The following is an 18,984-nucleotide window of genomic DNA, read 5'->3' on the forward strand; positions in this document are numbered from 1 at the left end:
ATCCTCCAAGCACCACCTAAATGGGAGGGGCGGACCCGGATGCCACGCCGAATTACCGTACCCAGTTAGTCACTCTCCACCACCAGCGATGTCCGATGGCACCCACTCCCATGCCACTTACGCGGCCCTCAGCCGCAGGGGATCTGGAGTTCGGGTGGGATCCTGTTTTTCGACCGCGGAGGAGTCGCTCAAGGCTCTGGGCTGGAACAGGTTCAATTGCACCAAGCGCAGCACGGCCATGGATGACCATGGGCGAGCGCGAGACGAACTTCTTGAAGGCCGCCAGCAGGTAGAAGACAGCGTCACGAAGATCTGCGAGGCGACGGCGTTCAGGCTCCGGCCCAGGACGCTGCGGATCTTCGGGTCCTGCTTAATCCATCCAGCGAGACTTGTAGATGTTGGCCACAGTCTGTGCGGCACAGCGCCGGTGGTTGGTCAGGAAGTCATAGACCTTGCCATTCTCCGAATCCCGACATTTCCTCACCGCTAACTCCCTGTGGCTTACCTAGCCTTCGCGGACAGCGCCCAAGCAATGCCCCAGGCCAGCAACACAGGAAGGATTCCCAAGACAACCCATCCCGCGAGAAAATCTGCGAAGTCGAAGGTTGCCGGCCCAGAGAAGCGCCCTGATGTTGCGGGCTTGTAGGCCGCGCTAAATGCACCCACCAGACTGACTAGGACCCAAACAGTCGAAACGACAAGGCCCAATCGGCCCCACCGCCCCAACCCGTTCAGCTTTTCGAGCATACCCTATCCCTGCTACACCGCTCCCGGTGCCCGTCAGGTGGCGTAGCCACCAGGCTGGCCCACGATGGAATTTCCGTTGTCGCTCCAGTGTTGTTGGTCCGTCGCCCCGGTCAGGCTTGTTCCCCCCGGGCGGGACATTTCTCTGCCCGAAACAGACACAGAGGGCTATTCCGAACCCTGTCTGCCAGAGACTAGCAGGCGACCGGCGAGTCCTCCATTCGATTTTCGATTCGTCGGCCCGTTGGGCCTCTCACTCTTAGTGTCTTTCTTGTCATCTCCCCTTCTGACGTACTGCAGGGCCATCACTAGGTCGGCGGTTCGAGCCCGTCCCGGGGAGCCAGATAAGAAACGACTCAGGCCAGCCTTCGGGTTGGCCTTTTTCGTTTGTGTACGCGCATTTGTAGCACCTGGCGGCGTATGTGCTCTTACTGGAAGGATCGTCGACCGATTCAACCGTGCGCTCCCAGATGCCGCTTTCTTGCGGCCTCCGAGGACGGTACTCGCCTATATCGGTTGCGGCAGATGCTCGCCGTTCATCCAGGTATTGCCGCCCGCGAGCGATGCTTACTGGGCGGCGACGGCGCCGTCGTAGAAGACCTCGCAGTCCTCCGGATCGAGGGACAGCGCGGCCAGCCCGCGGCGCAGCAGATCCAGCGGCGCGCCGAGCAGCGCCTCCACCAGATGCGGTTCCTCGATCTGCGGATCATCGAAGGTCCCATGCACCTCCTGGCGCATCACCGCGCATCCCTCGGCATCGACTACCGCCACCTCGGCCTCGCGGATCCGGCGCTCGGGCAGATCCAGCGAGGCCTGTGCGGCCAGGCGGTTGCGCGGGGTCGCCAGCGCCACGTCGCGCGCGTGCGCCACGCCCTGCTCGATCTCCCAGGCCGACAGCAGCTGCACAATCTCGGTTTCGCCGTTGTCGCGCCCCGCATACCGCGCGAACTCGGTGCCGCGGGTGGCAGCCAGCCACACCGGACCGCCCAACACCACCGCCGCCGCATCCACCAAAGTGAAGCGCTGGGTGCGCTCGTAGGCCGCCAGTTCCTCGTCCAGATCCACGCCCCGGATGACCAGATCATTCCCGCTCAGCACCACCTCGCCATCCAAGTGGTGCAGCAGGGTCTGCACATCCTCGCCCCGGCTGGTCAGGGTCGCGGTCAGCGCCGCGCGCCCGGAGGCGGCCCCGGGGGGCAGCCACTCCTCCGGGAAGGACTCCAGCTCCAGGTCATCGAACGCGACATCCAGTTCCCAGTGCGGCGGCTGCTCGGTGAAATCCGCCTCGCCCTCGCCAGTGCCGTGGCCCTCGTACAGGCTCATTTCCCAGTCCGTGGTGCGAAAGACGCCATCGCGCGTGGTCAGCCCGAACGACACATCGGTCAGGGTGAGCGCCCCGGCCTCCACGCGCGCGATCGACACCTCGGCCGCCAGCGCCAGCCGCGCCAGGGGATGCGCATCATCCGCCGCCGCCTGCCATCGGGTTGCCGGTGCATCCACCTCGAGGCCGCGAACCGTCGCCGTGCGCTGTGTTCCATGATCACGCCAATGCAGTTCGCCGTCGCGGATCAGCAGATCCAGGGCCGGCGACCCGCGCCCGTTGTCTTGCGCCGTCCACGGACCGAGGTTCAGCACACCCTCCGCATCCCGCTCCAGACGCAGCACCGGTGCATCCAGCACGAGCGTCCCCGGCTCCAGGCGACCGCGCAGCAGCGACAGCCAGCGCAGCGACAGCCGCACCGCCTCCAGCTGCCCCGCCGGCTCCGCCTCGTCCTCCGGCCCGAGCAATACGTCGCGCACCTGCACCGCCGGGCGCGGGAACAGACGCAGCGAGGCACCCCCCTGGATGCTCGCCGGCACCCCCAGCTGCGCCTCGATTACGTCGGCCACCCGCTCCTCGAGCCGCTCTGCGGGCCAGGGCAGCAACCACCCGATTCCGGCCAGCACCACCACCAGCGCGGCCACCAGCAGCAGGAAACGCAAGGGAAGACGGGCAGTTGAAGGCATACGAGAAGCCCTCCCGGTGGAGGTCGAAACCGCGGAACGATAGTTCGAGTGTAGCAGCGCTCCCGCCCAGCCACGCCTGGACTACACGCCCCCCACAGCCCGTCAGCGGCACAACGCAGAAACGCAGAGTCGTGGGACCTGGGGTGCCAACCCCGCAAGTTCCCGTTGTTGATCAAGAACGAGCGTGCACGGCGCTGCGCCTTGTTCGCGCGCGAAAGCGACCCGAGCGCGAGAGTGAAGTCGAATCTGTGTTTCCCGAGGTCGCTGGCTCGCGGCCGTCCCGGGGACAGGTGGAGATGAAGGGCCAGGTCTGCGATGCCGCCTGGCCCTTATGTCGAGCATGCCTCGTCTCGCTCAATCAGGTTCGTGTTCGATAGCCCCCAGCGACTGCAGATAGGCCGCGATAGCCCGGCGGTCGTCACTGGTCAGGTAGGACGTCCCGTGCTCGATCACGTCGGCCATGCTGCTGCCGGCGAAGTCACCGTCGCGGGTGATCCCCATCTCCAGGTAGCGGGCGATATGGCGCGCACCCCATCGGCCGATACCGGTTTCCCGATCCGGCGTGATATTGGGCGCAACGTCGCCATCCGGCATGCGCGCGCCTGCCCCGAGACGCTCGAGGTCCAGCCCGCCGGTCCGGGTACGCGGGGTATGACATTCCATGCAGTGGCCAAGGGCCTGAGTCAGATAGGCACCGCGGTTCCACTCTTCGGACTCGTCCGGGTCAGCCTCGAACTCGCCCGGATCGAAGTGCAGCCACTTCCACACGCTCAGCGATGGGCGAAAGCGCACGAACCAGTCCAGATCGTGCGGTTCGTTTTCCCTGGCGACAGGCTCGACCTCGGACTGGAGATAGGCCCATAGGGCCTCCACGTCCTCGTCGGTCATCCGGGTGTAGGCGGTGTAGGGAAACGCAGGGTAGTAGTGGGTCCCGTTCGGGCTTACCCCTTGCCTCAGCGCCGTCTTGAAATCGTCCTCCGACCAGCCACCGATGCCGTACTCCTCGTCGGGCGTGATATTCGGGCCGTGGAACACGCCAAAAGGGCTTTCGATCGGCCGACCACCGGCCAGGAAGTCGCCATCCTCCGCGGTGTGACAGGTCACACAGCCGCCGGCGCGCAAGACGTACTCGCCGTAGGCAATGCGCTCGTCCTCGCCCGCCTGGGGATCGCTCTCACCGATCTCTACTTCGGCCTGTGCGCTGGAACTCCATGCGAAGGCCACAATCGCCAGGGCCGGCAGCCACGCGGCCGGCCCTGTGCGCCTTGCTGTCACCACCACCGATCAGTCGCGGCGGAAGTCGTCGTGGCAGGCCTGGCAGGATTGCCCCAGGTTACGGAAACGGATCGGAATCTCGTCGTCATCACCGGCTTCGACGGCCGCATGCAGTGCCTCGGTCGCTTCCTTGGTGTCCTGCGCGAGCTCCTCGAAGCGATCCCAGTCGTCCCAGATCTCCTCGCGGGCATCGGTATCGGGGAAGTCACTGCCCTCCGGGAATAACGCCGGGATGTCCCTGGTGAGGTCCACCAGATGCTTGGTGTGCATCTCGAGGTTGTCGCCGAACTCGGCGCCATCGACCACGATTGCGGCGATGGAACCGACGTTGCCGCCGATGGACCGCATAACGCCCTGACGGTAATCGATGGTCGCCTCATGCTCATCAAAGGCGTGCACCGAATGTACAGCACCCAGACCCAGTGCCAGTGTGCCGGCCACGGAAGCCGCGGTCAGAAAACGAAATGTTCTTTTCATTGGGAGTCCTCCCTGTTCAAGGAACGAAGCGATCGCCGCGCTCCAAGCGCGGCCCGTCAGGTACAGCCTTGAATATAGATCCTCGGCGAGCGTTCATGCCATCCCTTCCATAACGCCTTGCTCACGCCGGACCCAGGTAAGTGACCCCACGAAATGGCGGGTGTTCCGCGCGTCATGCGGCAAGGGATCCGCGATACAATCCGCCCTTTGTCCCGCACCCGGACTGCGATGACTGACACCGACTTCCCCACCGCCGATGAATCCGCGCTACGCCAGGCGATTATCGACACCGCGCTCGAGACCAACCGACGGGGCCTGAACCAGGGCACCTCGGGGAATGTCAGTGCGCGCCTGGGCGATGGCATGCTGATTACCCCGTCCGGTGTGCCCTATGAAGCCCTGCGCCCCGAAGATCTGGTCGCGGTCGATGCACAGGGGCACTGGTCTGATCACCAGAAGCCCTCCAGCGAGTGGCATTTTCATCGAGCGATCCTCCAGGCGCGACCGGAGCTGAACGCCGTGGTGCATGTGCACTCGACCTACGCCAGCGTCGTGGCGATTCAGGGGCGTGATATCCCTGCCCTGCACTACATGGTGGCGGCTGCCGGGGGTAATTCGATCCGTTGCGCCCCCTATGCCACGTTTGGCACGGAGCAACTGTCACGCTACGCGGTGGCCGCGCTTCAGGATCGCCTCGCATGCCTGCTGGCCAACCACGGCATGATTGCGACAGGGCCGGATCTCGCGCGGGCCCTGTGGCTGACCGAGGAAGTCGAGCTGCTTGCGCAGCAGTACGTGCTGAGCCTGCAGATCGGCGGCCCGCAGCTCCTGAACGACGAGGAGATGGAGCGCGTGCTGGAGAAATTCCGGGATTACGGGCCGTCCCGGGCAGCGCAAGACGGCTGAGCTACAACCCGCCCAGCGGGCTCGCGGACTCCGGGGCGCCCAGGGGGGCAAATTCGGTTAGGTGGCGCGTTTGCTGATAGTGCCCCAGAGCCCAGGAGACCGACGGAAATGCGAGCTCCCCGGGCAGATCATTGAAGTCGAACAGCGCGACCTCCTCCGATTCCGGTCCGGGGGCGACGTCGTCGCCCAGCAGCTCGGCACGGTAGATCATCTGCACCTGTCCGATATGCGGCAGACTGTAGACCGCGAGCAGGCGATCGATCCGCAGCCTCGCGCGCGCCTCCTCCCAGGCCTCTCGCTCGGCGCCCTGCTCGGTCGACTCGCCAAGCTCCATGTATCCTGCGGGCAGTGTCCAGTGGCCCTTGCGCGGTTCGATCGCCCGGCGGCACAACAGGACCCGCTCGTCCCATATAGCAACGACGCCCACCACAATCCGCGGGTTCTCGTAGTCCACGAAGCCACAGTGACTGCAGATCTTGCGTTCGCGGTCATCATTGTCGGGCACGGCCCGGTGGAATTCGGGGCGGCGGATGCTGGCGTCACGAGACATGGTATACGGTCGCTTTGCGGGTCCATGACCACACACCGGAACGCGAGACCCGGGTGATGGTCTTTTCTGAGAGACACTGAATAATGCACCAACTGCCGCCAGGGGGCAGCGATGACACAGGGAACACGCTTCACCGTGGGTGAACTGGTCCACCATACCAAGTTCGGCTACCGCGGTGTGATCGTCGACGTCGATCCGGTCTACTCCGGCTCGGACGAATGGTATGAAACGGTGGCCAAGAGCCGCCCGCCCAAAGACCAGCCCTGGTACCACGTGCTGGTGGATGGCTACTCCCACAGCACCTATGTGGCCGAGCGTCATCTGGAGCCGGACACCTCCGGCCAGCAGATTGACCATCCGGCGCTGGGTCAGTTCTTCGATCACTTCCTTAACGGGCGTTACTGCCGGGGAAGCAATTCGCGCACCCACTAATCTGGCCCTTCTTGGGGGTCACCAACGGACAGGACGAGTCGATGACCCAGGACAACCGACGCAGCCGCGTCGTCACCGAAGGCCCAAGGCGCACCCCCAATCGCGCCATGCTGCGAGCGGTGGGCTTCGGGGACGAGGACTTCCAGCGCCCCATCGTCGGCATCGCAAATGCCCACAGCACCATTACCCCCTGCAACATCGGGATCGGCACGCTGGCCGAACGGGCCGAGCGGGCCGTGCGCCAGGCTGGAGGAATGCCTCAGACGTTCGGCACCATCACGATCTCTGACGGCATCTCAATGGGCACGCCCGGCATGAAGTACTCGTTGGTGTCGCGCGAGGTCATTGCGGATGCGATCGAGACCGTGGTCAACGGACAAAGTCTTGACGGCTTGCTGGCCACCGGCGGCTGCGACAAGAACATGCCGGGGGCCATGATGGCGATCGCCCGGCTTAACGTTCCGGCGATCTTTGTCTACGGGGGCACCATCAAGCCGGGACACTACAAGGGACAGGATCTGACGATCGTCAGTGCGTTCGAGGCGGTCGGGCAGCACGGAGCCGGGAAGCTGTCCGATGAAGACCTGGCCGGGGTGGAGCGCAATGCCTGCCCCGGGGCTGGGTCCTGTGGCGGCATGTTTACGGCCAACACCATGTCCAGCGCCTTCGAGGCTATGGGCATGAGCCTTCCCGGGTCGTCGACGCAGGCGGCGGAGGATCCGGAAAAGGCCGAGTCCGCTGCCCGTTCCGCCGAGGTCCTCCTGGACGCGATCCACGCCGACCGGAAGCCACGCGACATCCTGACGCGCGAGGCCTTCGAGAATGCCCTGGCGGTGGTGATGGCCGTAGGCGGCTCGACGAACGCGGTGCTCCATCTGCTCGCCATCGCTCATTGCGCGCACGTGCCCTTGAGCCTGGATGACGTCGAGCGCATCCGTCGCCAGACCCCGGTTCTGTGCGATCTCAAGCCCTCCGGGCGCTACGTGACCACGGAATTTCACGCCGTGGGCGGGACACCCCAGGTCATGAAGCTTCTCTTGAATGGCGGGCTTCTCCACGGTGACTGTCTGACCATTACCGGCCAGACCCTGAGCAAGGTCCTTGCGGACACACCCGATGCGCCACCGCCGAATCAGACCATCATCCGGACCTTGGACGCGCCCCTGTACCCGCAAGGACACCTGGCCATTCTCAAGGGCAATCTGGCTCCGGAGGGAAGCGTGGCCAAGATCACAGGGCTCAAGTCCACCTCGATCCGGGGACCGGCACGCGTGTTCGAATCCGAAGAGGCGTGTCTGGACGCGATTCTGGCCGGCGAGATCCGGGCCGGCGACGTCATCGTGGTGCGCCACGAAGGGCCCCGCGGGGGTCCGGGGATGCGCGAGATGCTTGCACCCACGGCCGCGATTATTGGTGCGGGCCTGGGCGACTCTGTCGCGCTGATTACCGATGGACGATTCTCGGGCGGGACCTACGGGCTCGTGGTTGGACATGTGGCCCCCGAGGCGGCACAGGGTGGCCCGATTGCGCTAGTACGCGAGGGCGACGTCATTGAAGTGGATGCCAGCCACAATCGACTCGCGCTTGAAGTGCCCGAGGACGAACTGGCTCGTCGCCGCAGTGCCTGGCAGGCACCCGCCCCGCGATACGACCGGGGTATCCTCGGCAAATACAGTCGCCAGGTCGGATCCGCCAGTCGCGGCGCGGTCACGGACGATTTCGGCTGATCCCGGTCCGCATGACGCACCCGGACCCTCGCCACCCCGACTTCAGCATGATGCCGCCGGTGATCGGTTTCTTGCTGATCTCCAATGTGGCGCTTTTCCTCGCCCTGCCCTGGCTGGGCGAATGGCTGATGACCCATTTCGCCCTCTGGCCTATCGGCACGCCGTCCATGATCCATCAGGATGGCCAATGGCTTCGCGTCCCCGATTTCCAGCTCTGGCAGCTTCTGACCTACGGCTTCCTGCACGGGGGGCTGATCCATCTGTCGGTGAACATGTTCGCCGTATGGATGCTGGGAGTACAGATCGAAAACGCCTGGGGATCCAGGACCTTTGCGGTCTATTTCCTGATCTGCGTGATTGGCGCCGGGCTGGTTCAACTCGTGGTGACGGCCTATGGCCAGAACGGCATGGTCTACCCGACAGTGGGCGCCTCCGGGGGAGTCTTTGGGGTATTGCTGGCGTTCGGGATGATGTTTCCCAACCAGCGGCTGTACCTGCTCTTCCTTCCGATCCCCATCAAGGCGAAGTATTTCGTGATCGCGTACGTGGCGCTGGAGCTCTATCTGGGCATCTCCGGGACCCTCGCGGGCATAGCGCATTTCGCGCACCTGGGGGGCATGGCATTCGGATTCCTGGCCATCCAGTACTGGCGCGGGAAGCTCCCAGTCCGCCCGCGCCACAGAAGGTTCTGGTGGTGAGGCCTCAGGAGGCGCTGGCGCGCGATCTCAGGTAGGCGCCAAACTCGTCCTTCAGCTCCGGGTGCGTCAGCGCGAATTCCACGGTTGCCTCCAGATAGCCCAGCTTGCTCCCGCAGTCGAAACGACGACCTTCGAAATTCAGTGCGGTTACGCGCTCTTCCTCAAGCAGTTTCGCGATAGCGTCCGTCAGCTGGATCTCGCCCCCGGCCCCTGGCTCCTGTTCGGCCAGCAGCTCGAAGATGCGCGGGGTCAGGATATAGCGGCCCACCACGGCGACATTGGAGGGTGCATCGGCTGGCTGCGGCTTTTCCACAATCCCGCGCACATCCCAGGTCCGCGGGCCCGTTTGCACCGGGTCGATGATGCCGTACTGATGGGTACGATCCGCCGGGACCTCTTCCACGCCCAGCACGCTGCAACCGTGTTCGGCATAGGCATCGACCATCTGCCTGGTGGCGCCACCCTGCTCTTCCTCGATCAGATCGTCCGCCAGGATTACCGCGAAGGGCTCGTTGCGTACCACCGGGCGCGCACAGGCCACCGCATGCCCCAGACCCAGCGCCTCGGCCTGACGCACGTACACGCAGGTCACGTTGGGCGGCACGATGTTGCGCACTTTCTCCAGCATCTCGGTCTTGCCGCGTTCTTCAAGCTCCGTTTCAAGCTCGTAGGCCTTGTCGAAGTGATCGGGGATGGAACGCTTGTTGCGACCAGTCACGAACACCAAGGTCTCGATGCCCGCCCTCACGGCCTCCTCGGCCGCGTACTGAATCAGCGGCTTGTCCACGATGGGAAGCATCTCTTTGGGGTTGGCCTTGGTGGCCGGCAGAAAGCGGGTGCCCATGCCCGCGACAGGAAAGACGGCGGTACGAATCGGTGGCGTGTTCGGGTTCATCCTGGCTCCAGGTGAGAAAGGACGACGGGGATCGGCCCCGTCGTCCTCGATCGGGCTACTCGACCTCGATGCGGTCGAGGTTCATCTCCACCGTGCGCTCGCCAATGCCGGAGACGTCCGTCAGCGCCTGCACCGAGGCAAACGGACCATGGGCGTCGCGATGCTCGACGATTGCCTCGGCCTTGACCTGTCCGATGTTGTCCAGCGTCGCGAGTTCTTCCGCTGTTGCCGAGTTGACGTTCACCGGCGACTGCCCGCCCGACGCCGTGACCAGCGCCAGCGGCAACACGCACAAGGCGGCGAAGAACCAGCATTTCACACAGTAGATGGCGTTTTTCATGTAACTGCTCCTTGTTGAATGATGACTGGCGCAACCCTTGCGCCATGCTCATCCTAACGGGATCAGTGGTTCTGGAAAACCCTCTCCAGACGAAGTGCAAAATCGTTCGCAGCCGCAGCAGGATCCGCTGCACGGGTGATCGGACGTCCGACGACAATCGCACTGGCGCCGGCCTGGATCGCGCTTTCCGGCGTCATGACCCTGCGCTGATCATCCCCTTCCGCATCCGGAAGGCGGATTCCGGGCGTTACCAGCATCGGGCCCGAACCGAGCTCCTCGCGCAACAGGTGCGCCTCCTGCGCGGAACACACAAGACCCTCGAGACCGGCCTGGGCGATGGCCAGGTTGGCCAGCAGCCGTACCTGTGCCTCGGGATCTCGCTGCACTCCGGTCTCGCGCAGTGTCTGTGCGTCGCTGGAAGTCAGCACAGTCACGCCCAGCACGGCCGTATGATCATTCACCTCGCGTACTGCCTCGTGCGCGGCCTGCATCATCTGCAGCCCGCCGCTGGCGTGGACATTCACGAGCCATACCCCGGTGCGAGCCGCCGCACGACAAGCCGCAGCGACCGTATTCGGGATGTCATGAAACTTGAGATCCAGAAAGACACGAAATCCGAGGTCATGAAGCCTTCCCAGCAGATCCGGCCCGGCCACCACAAACAGCTCAAACCCGACTTTCAGCGCGCAATGGGACGGGTCCAGGCTGCGAGCAAGTGCGACGGCACTCTCGGCCTCGGCAAAATCCAGCGCCACTATCAGCCTGGGGGCTGGTGAATCGACGGCAGTTCGCATGGTTCTCCCCGGTTTAGTGTTGTTCAGTGCGTCCGTTCACGAACGAGGGCATCCTCCGCTTCCTCGGTGGTCGCGTCGAGTTCGAAGTCCAGGCCTCGCAACGTGTCCCAGCGTCTGCAGCTCGGGCATTGCCAGACGTGCGCTCGTCCCTGGTAGCCGCAATTCACGCACTGGTAAAGATGCTGGCTACCCAGCTGGTCCGACAGCGCTTTCTCGAATGCGGCAAATTCGGTGTTGTATTCCTGGACCGCTGGTAGAATCTTCATCCAGCGAACGGCCTCCAGCAAGCCCGACGTTGGCACCGGCCTCTGCGACAAGATCATCCCCAGCTCGGAGAGCGCCGCATCCAGCCGCCCCGTACGCCGGTAAAGGCGCATCAGCGCGATGCGGGCGACCGTGATCCCGCGGCTGCTGGCGAGATCCTCCAGGGTTTGCTCCAGCTGCCCCAGACGATTCTCCCCGGGCAGCGCCTGATGGAGTCGTTCCAGCCGCGGCACGACCAGCGGCGCGAGTTGCGGCGTACGTGCCACCGCTTCGCGCCCGTGGGCAATGGCATCCGGGATCCGGTCTTCGCGTTCCGCAATTTCGGCCTGGATCAACAACGCGCGTGACAGCCCGGGCACCTCGCCCTCGGCCTGTGTCGCACGCTCGGCCGCTGTAGCGCGATCACCCGCATCCAGGGCGATGGTAGCCAGCTCACAGTGATAATGTGCGATCCGCAGATTCTCATTCGGCACGCCATGCGACTTCAGGCGTGTGCCAACCTCGATCGCCCGCTCCCACTCGCGTTGCGTCTCGTATACGTGCTGGAGCCCCTTCAAGGCTCTGACCGCCTGATGCGGCGAGTCCGCGAGTTCCCGAAAAACCGCTTCGGCCCGGTCGAGCACCCCGGCCAGCAGGAAGTCCTGGCCCAACTCGCACAGCGCTTGTGCCCGCTGTTCATCCTTCAGCGAAGGACGGGCCACCAGGTTCTGGTGAATTCGGATCGCGCGGTCCACCTCGCCCCGCCGCCGGAACAGACGACCGAGGATCACGTGCGTCTCGAAAGTTTCGTGATCCACCTCCACCATCTCGATGAAGGCCTGAAGCGCATCATCTGTACGGTCGTCCAGCAAGTACCGGACCCCCTCCAGGTAGCGATTAAGAGAGGGTTCCTGATCCGGCTGGTCTTCCGTATGGACACGGCGTGCAACCCACCATCCGCTGGCGGCAGCCAGCGGCAACAACAACCAGAACCAGTCGTTGATCACGAGATTGCCCCGGGCACGGCGATTGCTGCCTGTGCAGGTGCATGGCCGGCGCGGCGTCGAGTGAGGAGCTCGTTCATGAGCGGGGATACTGTGGCACGGTCGATCTGCGTTGTGCAGCGTGCTTGCGGGGTTTGTATCGCACGACTATACGACGTTCACCGCACATCGTCTGCGGACAGAATCGACTCGGGTGCAGGCCTGTGCATTTGATCAGGGTTTCCCTAGTAGAAATCCCGCATGGGGGCGGTACGCATCTGCTCGACCTCGGTCTGCAAGGCCCGGTTCTCCGCTCGCAGGTCCGCGACCTTCTGATTCAGCCGGCGAATCCGTACCCAGAAGATGGAAGCCGTAATCACGACACCGACCAGCGCCGAGATACCGAGCAAGACCACCAGGGGTGCCTGTACGTCCGTCCACGGAAGGCTCAGGGTGACATGGCCTTCGTTGAACACGACAAGAATGCCGATCGCCGAGGAAATCACGATCAGCAAGACGAACGCGAGTACGTTGCGTACCTGCTGGCGCCGTCGATCGGACATCCCGGCTACTCGTCGGCAACCGCGGGTGTATTTACCCGTTCACGCAGTTCCTTGCCGGGCTTGAAGTGCGGGACATGCTTGCCAGGTAGCGCTACCGCGTCACCCGTCTTGGGGTTGCGGCCTAGCCGTGGCGGCCGGAAATGCAGCGAGAAGCTCCCAAAGCCGCGAATCTCCACTCGCTGACCATTCGCCAGGGCCTGACTCATGCGTTCCAGCAACGCCTTCACGCACATCTCGACATCCCGTGCGGGCAAGTGAGGCGATTTCTGGGCGAGGCTTTCGATCAATTCCGATTTGGTCATCTGACGCTCGTCACAGACAGGAGAAAAGGGTCCGCAGTACGCGGATAAAAAACAGTCCACGGCATCCCCATGGACACCGTGGACTTTATTGTGACGGACTTAGTCGTTCTTGCCCATCTGTTCCTTCAGCAGATCGCCCAGGGAGGTCGTCGCGCTACCGGTGGCAGAATAGTCGGACATCATCTCCGCCTCTTCGGCGCGGTCCTTCGCCTTGATGGAAAGGCTGATCGCGCGGGTCTTCTTGTCCACACCCATGAACTTGGCCTCGACTTCGTCGCCTACGTTCAGGACGGTACGCGCATCCTCCACGCGATCCTGGGAGATGTCGGCTGCACGCAGGATGCCATCGATGCCGTCGGCCAGTTCGATCACGGCGGCCTTGGCGTCCACTTCCTTGACCGTGCCCTTCACGATGCTGCCCTTGCTGTGCTCGGCCACGAAGTTGGCGAACGGGTCGCGGTCCAGCTGCTTCAGGCCCAGCGAGATGCGTTCGCGCTCCGGATCCACGGACAGGACCACGGCCTCGACCTCGTCGCCCTTCTTGAAGTTGCGGATCGCCTCTTCACCCGGCTCGTGCCAGGACAGGTCGGACAGGTGGATCAGGCCGTCGATACCGCCGTCCAGGCCAACAAACACGCCGAAGTCGGTGATCGACTTGATCTGGCCACGGACCTTCTCGCCACGGTTGTGGTTGGCGGCGAAGTCGTCCCACGGGTTGGACTGGCACTGCTTCATGCCCAGCGAGATGCGGCGGCGCTCTTCGTCCAGGTCCAGGATCATCACCTCGACCTCGTCGCCGATGGCCACGACCTTGCCCGGATTGACGTTCTTGTTGGTCCAGTCCATCTCGGACACGTGCACCAGGCCTTCCACGCCGTCTTCGATTTCCACGAAGCAACCGTAGTCGGTGATGTTGGTGACCTTGCCGAAGATGCGGGTGCCGGTCGGGTAACGGCGGGTGATGTTCTCCCACGGGTCCTCGCCCAGCTGCTTCAGGCCCAGCGAGACACGCATGCGCTCGCGGTCGAACTTGAGCACCTTGACCTCGACTTCCTGACCGATTTCAACGACATCGGACGGATGCTTCACGCGCTTCCAGGCCATGTCGGTGATGTGCAGCAGGCCGTCGATGCCGCCCAGGTCGAGGAACGCACCGTAGTCGGTGAGGTTCTTCACGATGCCCTTGACGACCGCGCCTTCCTGCAGGTTCTTCAGCAGTTCCTCGCGCTCGGCGCTGTATTCCTGCTCGACCACCGCACGGCGGGAGACGACCACGTTGTTGCGGCGCCGGTCCAGCTTGATCAGCTTGAACTCCAGCTCCTTGCCTTCCAGATACGCGGTGTCGCGTACCGGACGGACATCCACGAGTGAACCCGGCAGGAACGCCCGGATATCGCCCAGCTCGACGGTGTAGCCGCCCTTGACCTTGCCGGAGATCTTGCCGGTGACGTACTGCTCTTCTTCCATCGCACCTTCAAGACGGTCCCAGGCCTTGGCCCGCTTGGCCTTCTCGCGCGACATGCGCGTCTCGCCGAAACCGTCTTCCGGGGTCTCGAGGGCCACTTCGACGACATCGCCGACCTGGACCTCGAGCTCACCCTCGTCGTTCATGAACTGCTCGGTGGGGATGACCCCCTCGGACTTCAGGCCGGCGTTCACCACGACCACATCCGGGGTTACCTCAATGACGGTGGCACTGAGGATGGCACCCGGCTGCATCTGGGTGTAGGCCATGCTCTCTTCGAGCAGTTGCGCGAAACTTTCACTCATGGATTTAAAAACCTGTGATTAAACAAACTCCTGCAGAAACTTCCTACAAGAGGGTTTGAACGTTAATGAACCCGCTTCGAGGCTATCCCTCGATTCGGGGGCTTTGTTCCGGGAGTACGTCCCGGAGGCGCTCCAGGATCATGTCCACCACGCTGACGATGTCGAGTTCCGTGGTATCCAGCACCCAGGCATCTTCGGCGGGCTTGAGGGGGGCCACGCTACGCTCGCGGTCACGGCGGTCGCGCGCCTCCATCTCGTCCCGAAGGCCAGAAAGATTAGCACTAAGTCCTTGTTCCTTCAACTGCATGTAACGCCGACGCGCCCTTTCCTCCGCGGAGGCCGTGAGGAAGATCTTGAGGTCCGCATCCGGGAACACCACGGTGCCCATGTCACGCCCGTCCGCGACCAGCCCCGGGGCCTGTGCAAAACCCCGCTGTCGATCCAGCAACGCCTCGCGTACCGCAGGTAGCGCGGCGACTTGCGAGGCATCAGAACCGGCCTGTTCGGTGCGCAGCAGAACGTCCACCGGCTGACCTTCGAGCAGGGTCGTCACCCGCGTGGCGTCGCGGTCGATTTCGAAGCTGACATCCAGGGATGCGGCCAGATGTTCCAGACCGGCAATATCGGTCAACTCGACCCCATGCTGGCGGGCGGCCAGGCCCAGCAGTCGGTACAGGGCCCCGCTGTCGAGCAGGTGCCAGCCCATCGCCGCGGCGACACGCATGCATACGGTCCCCTTGCCGGCCCCACCCGGGCCGTCGATGGTCAGCACCGGGATTTCCGCCGTCATGCCGCCTCCAGCGACAGGCCGGCGGCGCGGGCCAGATCCACGAACCCCGGGAAGGACGTGGCTACATTCGCGCAGTCGCGGATACGTATCGGGGCACTGGCCCGCAGCCCCGCCATCGCGAACGACATCGCGATCCGGTGGTCGCCATGGCTGTCGACCTCTCCGCCGGAAAAGCCCTCGCCACCCTGGATGCGAATCCCGTCAGGCTGCACCGTACACTGCACACCCAGGGCCTGAAGGCCGTCGGCCATCACCTGGATGCGGTCACTCTCCTTGACCCGCAGTTCTTCTGCGCCGGTCAGCACTGTCTCGCCCTCGGCGCAGGCCGCCGCGACGAAGATGGCCGGGAATTCGTCGATCGCCAGCGGCACCAGCTCGGTCGGGATGTGGATCCCCTTGAGGGGGGTGGCGTGCACCTCGATGTCAGCCACCGGTTCTCCGCCGGCTTCGCGCTCGTTTTCCACCCGGATGTCCGCACCCATCAGGCGCAGGATGTCGATCACGCCGGTCCGGGTCGGGTTGATGCCCACATGCTCCAGGCGCATCTGCGAGCCCGTCGCGATGCTGGCTCCCACCAGAAAAAACGCGGCCGAGGAGATGTCCGCCGGGACATCCACGGAACTCGCCTGCAGGCGCCCGCCCCCGGTGACGCAGGCCTTCGGGCCATCCCGGGTCACGACGCAGCCGAAGCCATTCAGCATGCGCTCGGTGTGATCCCGAGTGGGCGCGGGTTCCGTGACGCAGGTCGGTCCTTCTGCCCAGAGACCCGCCAGCAGGATCGCGGACTTGACCTGTGCGCTGGCGACCTCCAGCACATGATCGGTACCCCGCAGGGGCGCACCGCCACGGATACGCAGGGGCGGCGTACCCGCCTCGCTAGTCTCGATCTGCGCACCCATGCGGGCCAGGGGCTCCGTGACACGGCGCATCGGACGACGGGTCAGGGATTCATCGCCAATCAGTTCGCTATCGAACGACTGCCCGGCGAGCACCCCGCACAGCAGCCGCATGGCCGTTCCGGAGTTGCCCATGTCCAGCGGACGATCCGGCGCCCGAAGGCCCTGCAGGCCCCGCCCCTGGATCACGACCTCGCCGGGACCCTTGCGCTCGATCGGCACGCCCATCGCCCGAAACGCCTCCAGCGTCGCCAGGCAATCGGCCCCTTCGAGAAAGCCGCTGACGCGGGTTTCGCCCTCGGCCAGCGCACCCAGCATGATCGAGCGATGGGAAATGGACTTGTCGCCCGGCACGCGGGCCGCACCGGAGAGCGTGCCCCCCGGCTGTACGGTAAAGGTGTTCATGTCTCAGGTATCCAGTTGTGCGTCCGCCGGGTCGCAAAAGCGGTCCCGGGTTTCCTTTGCATGCCGAAAGCGGGCTTCGATCGCGGGCCCGTCGGCGGACTCGATCATCCCACGCAGTTGTTCCAGGTCACCCTGATAGCGCTCGATCACCTCGAGGATCGCCGCGCGGTTGGCTAGACAGATATCGCGCCAGACCACCGGGTCCGACGAGGCAATGCGGGTGAAGTCGCGAAACCCGCCCGCGGCATAATGAAAGATCTCGTCGCGTTCGCTCATGTCCGACAGCGACGCCACCAGCGTGTAGGCCAGCACGTGCGGCAGGTGGCTCGTGGCCGCGAGGACCCGATCATGGTGGGCGGGCGTCATGAACTCCACCCGCGCCCCGGTCGCCTGCCACATCTGTGCAATGCGATCACTGGCCAGCGGATTCGTCGCATCCGCCGGGGTCAGGATCACCAGCCGGTCCCGAAACAGGCGGGGAAAAGCGGCCGCTACCCCGCTTTTCTCGGTCCCGGCGATCGGGTGTCCGGGCACAAACTGGCGCGGCGTGGTGCCAAAGCCCTCGGTCACCGCGTCGATCACGGCCTGCTTGCTCGAGCCGACATCGGTCAACGGGCTGTCCTCCGGCCACCAGCCGGCCAGGTCGCGCGCCAGCGGCCCCATCGCCCCCAGAGGCACCGCCAGTACACCGATGTCCGCCCCTTCCGCGGCCTCTGCCACAGAGGTCGTCCAGCGATCGATCACGCCCAGACGCTGCGCCTCGCGCAGGTTGTCTGCATTGCGCGAACAGCCCACGATCTCGCGTACAGCACCCGCCTCGCGCAAGGCGAGCGCGAGCGAGCCACCGATCAGGCCGACCCCGAAGATGACCAGCCGCTCGATCATGCCAGGGCCCGATCCAGTGCCTGCAGGAAACGTTCGTTGTCCTCGGCCGTGGAGACCGTCACCCGCAGATGTCCGGGCAGCCCGTAGTTCTCCACCGGTCGGGTGATTACGCCTTCGCGCTGCAGCGCCTCGAACACCGGCCCCGCATCACGTCCGGTGTCGAAGGTGATGAAGTTGCCCACCGAAGGGATTACGCGAAGTCCCCGCTCGCGCAAGCCTTCGCCCAGTTGCACCAGGCCCTCGCGATTCACGCGCACCGAACGCTCGATGTGCGATGAGTCCCCCAGCGCCGCCAACCCCGCAGCCTGGGCAAGCGCATTCACATTGAACGGCTGGCGCACGCGATTGAGCAGTTCCGCAACCGCGGGCGAGCTGATGGAGTATCCCAGGCGCAGGCCGGCAAGGCCCTGAATCTTGGAGAACGTGCGGGTCACGATGAGATTCGGGTAGCGCGAAACCCATTGGGTGGTGTCGGGATAGTCGTGTTGCTCGACGTATTCCGCGTAGGCCTCGTCGATCACCACCAGCGTGGTGGCCGGCATCGCCGCCACAAACGCCTCCAGCGCCGAGCGCCCGACCCAGGTCCCGGTCGGGTTATTCGGATTGGCGACGAACACCACCCGCACGGTGTCATCCACGGCCTTCTGCATCCCCGCCAGATCATGGCCGTAGGGCTGCTCCAGGTCGGTCGCCGGCAGGGCATCGATCACGCGCGCCTCCGCCCCCACCGCCTGCGTGACCAGCGGGTAGACGGCAAAGGCATGAGCCGAAAAGACCGAGGCCCGACCGGGCGCCAGCCACGCACGCGCAATCAGCTCCAGAACCTCGTTGGACCCGTTTCCAAGGGTAATGGCGTCCGGTTCGACACCATGCCGGGTGGCCAGCGCGGCCTTCAGTTCGAAGCCTGCCCCATCGGGATAGATGTGGGCCTCGCTCATGGCCGCGCGCGCGGCCTCCACCGCCTGGGGCGAGGGCCCCAGCGGATTCTCGTTGGAGGCCATCTTGATCGCCTGCCGAATGCCCAGCTCCCGCTCCAGCGCCGCGACCGGCTTGCCCGGCTGATAGGGCGTCAGGCCCCGAACGCCATCCACGGCGAGCGCGGCGGCATCAAAGCCACCCAGGTTCGTATCGGACACGGGGTTGCGTGAAGCCATGGAGTACCTCGATTAGGGGAACACTGATTCATGCACGCGTTCGCGCTCGAGTCGCTTTTGCGTGCGAACAAGGCGCGGTGACCGCCGTGCAGTCATTCTGCACAAGGGAGCCGCAACGCCGTGCGCGCGCAAAAGCGGCCGAGCCCCT

The 18,984-nt window shown here is 64.6% G+C and carries 19 protein-coding genes; 4 read left to right on the forward strand and 15 right to left on the reverse strand.

Going from position 1 to position 18,984, the window contains the following annotated elements:
• Window positions 1-1,311: 1,311 nt before the first annotated feature.
• From G372_RS0109455 to G372_RS0109465, 3 genes are all read right to left on the reverse strand, one after another.
• Complete coding sequence (locus G372_RS0109455; RefSeq protein WP_244263199.1) at window positions 1,312-2,751, reverse strand: AsmA family protein; 1,440 nt, start codon at window positions 2,749-2,751, stop codon at window positions 1,312-1,314.
• 354 nt (window positions 2,752-3,105) lie between these two features.
• On the reverse strand, window positions 3,106-4,032 hold the full coding sequence (locus G372_RS0109460; RefSeq protein WP_026340380.1) for a cytochrome c: 927 nt from the start codon (window positions 4,030-4,032) through the stop codon (window positions 3,106-3,108).
• 3 nt (window positions 4,033-4,035) lie between these two features.
• Complete coding sequence (locus G372_RS0109465; RefSeq protein ID WP_026340381.1) at window positions 4,036-4,503, reverse strand: c-type cytochrome; 468 nt, start codon at window positions 4,501-4,503, stop codon at window positions 4,036-4,038.
• A gap of 228 nt (window positions 4,504-4,731) precedes the next feature.
• Here G372_RS0109465 and G372_RS0109470 point away from each other — a divergent pair, with 228 nt between their 5' ends.
• Window positions 4,732-5,409, forward strand: a complete 678-nt coding sequence (locus G372_RS0109470; RefSeq protein ID WP_019624238.1) for an L-fuculose-phosphate aldolase — start codon at window positions 4,732-4,734, stop codon at window positions 5,407-5,409.
• A 1-nt stretch (window position 5,410) separates the two neighbouring features.
• Here the strand turns inward: G372_RS0109470 and G372_RS0109475 are convergent, their stop codons facing one another.
• On the reverse strand, window positions 5,411-5,959 hold the full coding sequence (locus tag G372_RS0109475; protein ID WP_019624239.1) for an NUDIX hydrolase: 549 nt from the start codon (window positions 5,957-5,959) through the stop codon (window positions 5,411-5,413).
• A 111-nt stretch (window positions 5,960-6,070) separates the two neighbouring features.
• Here G372_RS0109475 and hspQ point away from each other — a divergent pair, with 111 nt between their 5' ends.
• Genes hspQ through G372_RS0109490 form a run of 3 tightly spaced genes read left to right on the forward strand, consistent with a single transcriptional unit; the run spans window position 6,071 to window position 8,816 of the window.
• Window positions 6,071-6,391 (forward strand): heat shock protein HspQ, encoded by a 321-nt coding sequence (gene hspQ / locus G372_RS0109480; RefSeq protein ID WP_019624240.1) that lies wholly within the window; start codon window positions 6,071-6,073, stop codon window positions 6,389-6,391.
• A 41-nt stretch (window positions 6,392-6,432) separates the two neighbouring features.
• Window positions 6,433-8,118 carry a dihydroxy-acid dehydratase gene (ilvD, locus tag G372_RS0109485; RefSeq protein WP_019624241.1) on the forward strand — a complete coding sequence of 562 codons (1,686 nt, stop codon included), beginning with the start codon at window positions 6,433-6,435 and terminating at the stop codon, window positions 8,116-8,118.
• Between the two features lie 11 nt (window positions 8,119-8,129).
• Window positions 8,130-8,816 carry a rhomboid family intramembrane serine protease gene (locus G372_RS0109490; protein WP_019624242.1) on the forward strand — a complete coding sequence of 229 codons (687 nt, stop codon included), beginning with the start codon at window positions 8,130-8,132 and terminating at the stop codon, window positions 8,814-8,816.
• Between the two features lie 4 nt (window positions 8,817-8,820).
• Here G372_RS0109490 and galU read toward each other — a convergent pair whose 3' ends face one another.
• From galU to hisC, 11 genes are all read right to left on the reverse strand, one after another.
• A complete protein-coding gene (galU, locus tag G372_RS0109495; protein WP_019624243.1) occupies window positions 8,821-9,711 on the reverse strand; it encodes a UTP--glucose-1-phosphate uridylyltransferase GalU in 891 nt (296 codons plus the stop codon).
• A gap of 55 nt (window positions 9,712-9,766) precedes the next feature.
• Entirely contained in the window at window positions 9,767-10,051 is a 285-nt protein-coding gene (locus G372_RS0109500) for a ComEA family DNA-binding protein (protein WP_018864312.1), read from the reverse strand.
• 62 nt (window positions 10,052-10,113) lie between these two features.
• The gene (pyrF, locus tag G372_RS0109505; protein WP_026279008.1) at window positions 10,114-10,845 is read right to left on the reverse strand and encodes an orotidine-5'-phosphate decarboxylase; all 732 of its coding nucleotides are present in this window, start codon (window positions 10,843-10,845) and stop codon (window positions 10,114-10,116) included.
• A 23-nt stretch (window positions 10,846-10,868) separates the two neighbouring features.
• Entirely contained in the window at window positions 10,869-12,095 is a 1,227-nt protein-coding gene (locus tag G372_RS0109510; RefSeq protein WP_018864314.1) for a tetratricopeptide repeat protein, read from the reverse strand.
• Between the two features lie 221 nt (window positions 12,096-12,316).
• Entirely contained in the window at window positions 12,317-12,634 is a 318-nt protein-coding gene (locus tag G372_RS0109515; RefSeq protein WP_019624244.1) for a LapA family protein, read from the reverse strand.
• A 5-nt stretch (window positions 12,635-12,639) separates the two neighbouring features.
• Window positions 12,640-12,996: an integration host factor subunit beta gene (locus G372_RS0109520; RefSeq protein ID WP_483027339.1), complete on the reverse strand. Its 357-nt coding sequence runs from the start codon at window positions 12,994-12,996 to the stop codon at window positions 12,640-12,642.
• Window positions 12,997-13,035: 39 nt separating this feature from the next.
• Window positions 13,036-14,706, reverse strand: a complete 1,671-nt coding sequence (rpsA, locus tag G372_RS0109525) for a 30S ribosomal protein S1 (protein WP_018864317.1) — start codon at window positions 14,704-14,706, stop codon at window positions 13,036-13,038.
• 82 nt (window positions 14,707-14,788) lie between these two features.
• Window positions 14,789-15,496, reverse strand: coding sequence for a (d)CMP kinase (gene cmk, locus G372_RS0109530; RefSeq protein ID WP_019624245.1), 708 nt, complete (start codon window positions 15,494-15,496; stop codon window positions 14,789-14,791).
• Window positions 15,493-16,797 carry a 3-phosphoshikimate 1-carboxyvinyltransferase gene (gene aroA, locus G372_RS0109535; protein WP_019624246.1) on the reverse strand — a complete coding sequence of 435 codons (1,305 nt, stop codon included), beginning with the start codon at window positions 16,795-16,797 and terminating at the stop codon, window positions 15,493-15,495. The genes cmk and aroA overlap by 4 nt, the downstream gene beginning before the upstream one ends.
• Before the next feature lie 3 nt (window positions 16,798-16,800).
• The gene (locus G372_RS0109540; RefSeq protein ID WP_018864320.1) at window positions 16,801-17,682 is read right to left on the reverse strand and encodes a prephenate dehydrogenase; all 882 of its coding nucleotides are present in this window, start codon (window positions 17,680-17,682) and stop codon (window positions 16,801-16,803) included.
• Window positions 17,679-18,836, reverse strand: a complete 1,158-nt coding sequence (gene hisC, locus G372_RS0109545) for a histidinol-phosphate transaminase (RefSeq protein ID WP_019624247.1) — start codon at window positions 18,834-18,836, stop codon at window positions 17,679-17,681. Before hisC ends, G372_RS0109540 begins: the two co-directional genes overlap by 4 nt.
• Window positions 18,837-18,984 lie beyond the last annotated feature (148 nt).

It is taken from the genome of Thioalkalivibrio thiocyanoxidans ARh2 (assembly GCF_000385215.1).
GTDB lineage: Bacteria > Pseudomonadota > Gammaproteobacteria > Ectothiorhodospirales > Ectothiorhodospiraceae > Thioalkalivibrio > Thioalkalivibrio thiocyanoxidans.

Coding starts and splice junctions, on each gene's coding strand:
- G372_RS0109515 (WP_019624244.1), bottom strand. CDS start 12,634: ATGTCCGATCGACGGCGCCAGCAGGTACGCAACGTACTCGCGTTCGTC.
- G372_RS0109475 (WP_019624239.1), bottom strand. CDS start 5,959: ATGTCTCGTGACGCCAGCATCCGCCGCCCCGAATTCCACCGGGCCGTG.
- G372_RS0109500 (WP_018864312.1), bottom strand. CDS start 10,051: ATGAAAAACGCCATCTACTGTGTGAAATGCTGGTTCTTCGCCGCCTTG.
- galU (WP_019624243.1), bottom strand. CDS start 9,711: ATGAACCCGAACACGCCACCGATTCGTACCGCCGTCTTTCCTGTCGCG.
- G372_RS0109470 (WP_019624238.1), top strand. CDS start 4,732: ATGACTGACACCGACTTCCCCACCGCCGATGAATCCGCGCTACGCCAG.
- G372_RS0109540 (WP_018864320.1), bottom strand. CDS start 17,682: ATGATCGAGCGGCTGGTCATCTTCGGGGTCGGCCTGATCGGTGGCTCG.
- G372_RS0109490 (WP_019624242.1), top strand. CDS start 8,130: ATGACGCACCCGGACCCTCGCCACCCCGACTTCAGCATGATGCCGCCG.
- G372_RS0109455 (WP_244263199.1), bottom strand. CDS start 2,751: ATGCCTTCAACTGCCCGTCTTCCCTTGCGTTTCCTGCTGCTGGTGGCC.
- aroA (WP_019624246.1), bottom strand. CDS start 16,797: ATGAACACCTTTACCGTACAGCCGGGGGGCACGCTCTCCGGTGCGGCC.
- G372_RS0109465 (WP_026340381.1), bottom strand. CDS start 4,503: ATGAAAAGAACATTTCGTTTTCTGACCGCGGCTTCCGTGGCCGGCACA.
- hspQ (WP_019624240.1), top strand. CDS start 6,071: ATGACACAGGGAACACGCTTCACCGTGGGTGAACTGGTCCACCATACC.
- rpsA (WP_018864317.1), bottom strand. CDS start 14,706: ATGAGTGAAAGTTTCGCGCAACTGCTCGAAGAGAGCATGGCCTACACC.
- ilvD (WP_019624241.1), top strand. CDS start 6,433: ATGACCCAGGACAACCGACGCAGCCGCGTCGTCACCGAAGGCCCAAGG.
- cmk (WP_019624245.1), bottom strand. CDS start 15,496: ATGACGGCGGAAATCCCGGTGCTGACCATCGACGGCCCGGGTGGGGCC.
- pyrF (WP_026279008.1), bottom strand. CDS start 10,845: ATGCGAACTGCCGTCGATTCACCAGCCCCCAGGCTGATAGTGGCGCTG.
- hisC (WP_019624247.1), bottom strand. CDS start 18,836: ATGGCTTCACGCAACCCCGTGTCCGATACGAACCTGGGTGGCTTTGAT.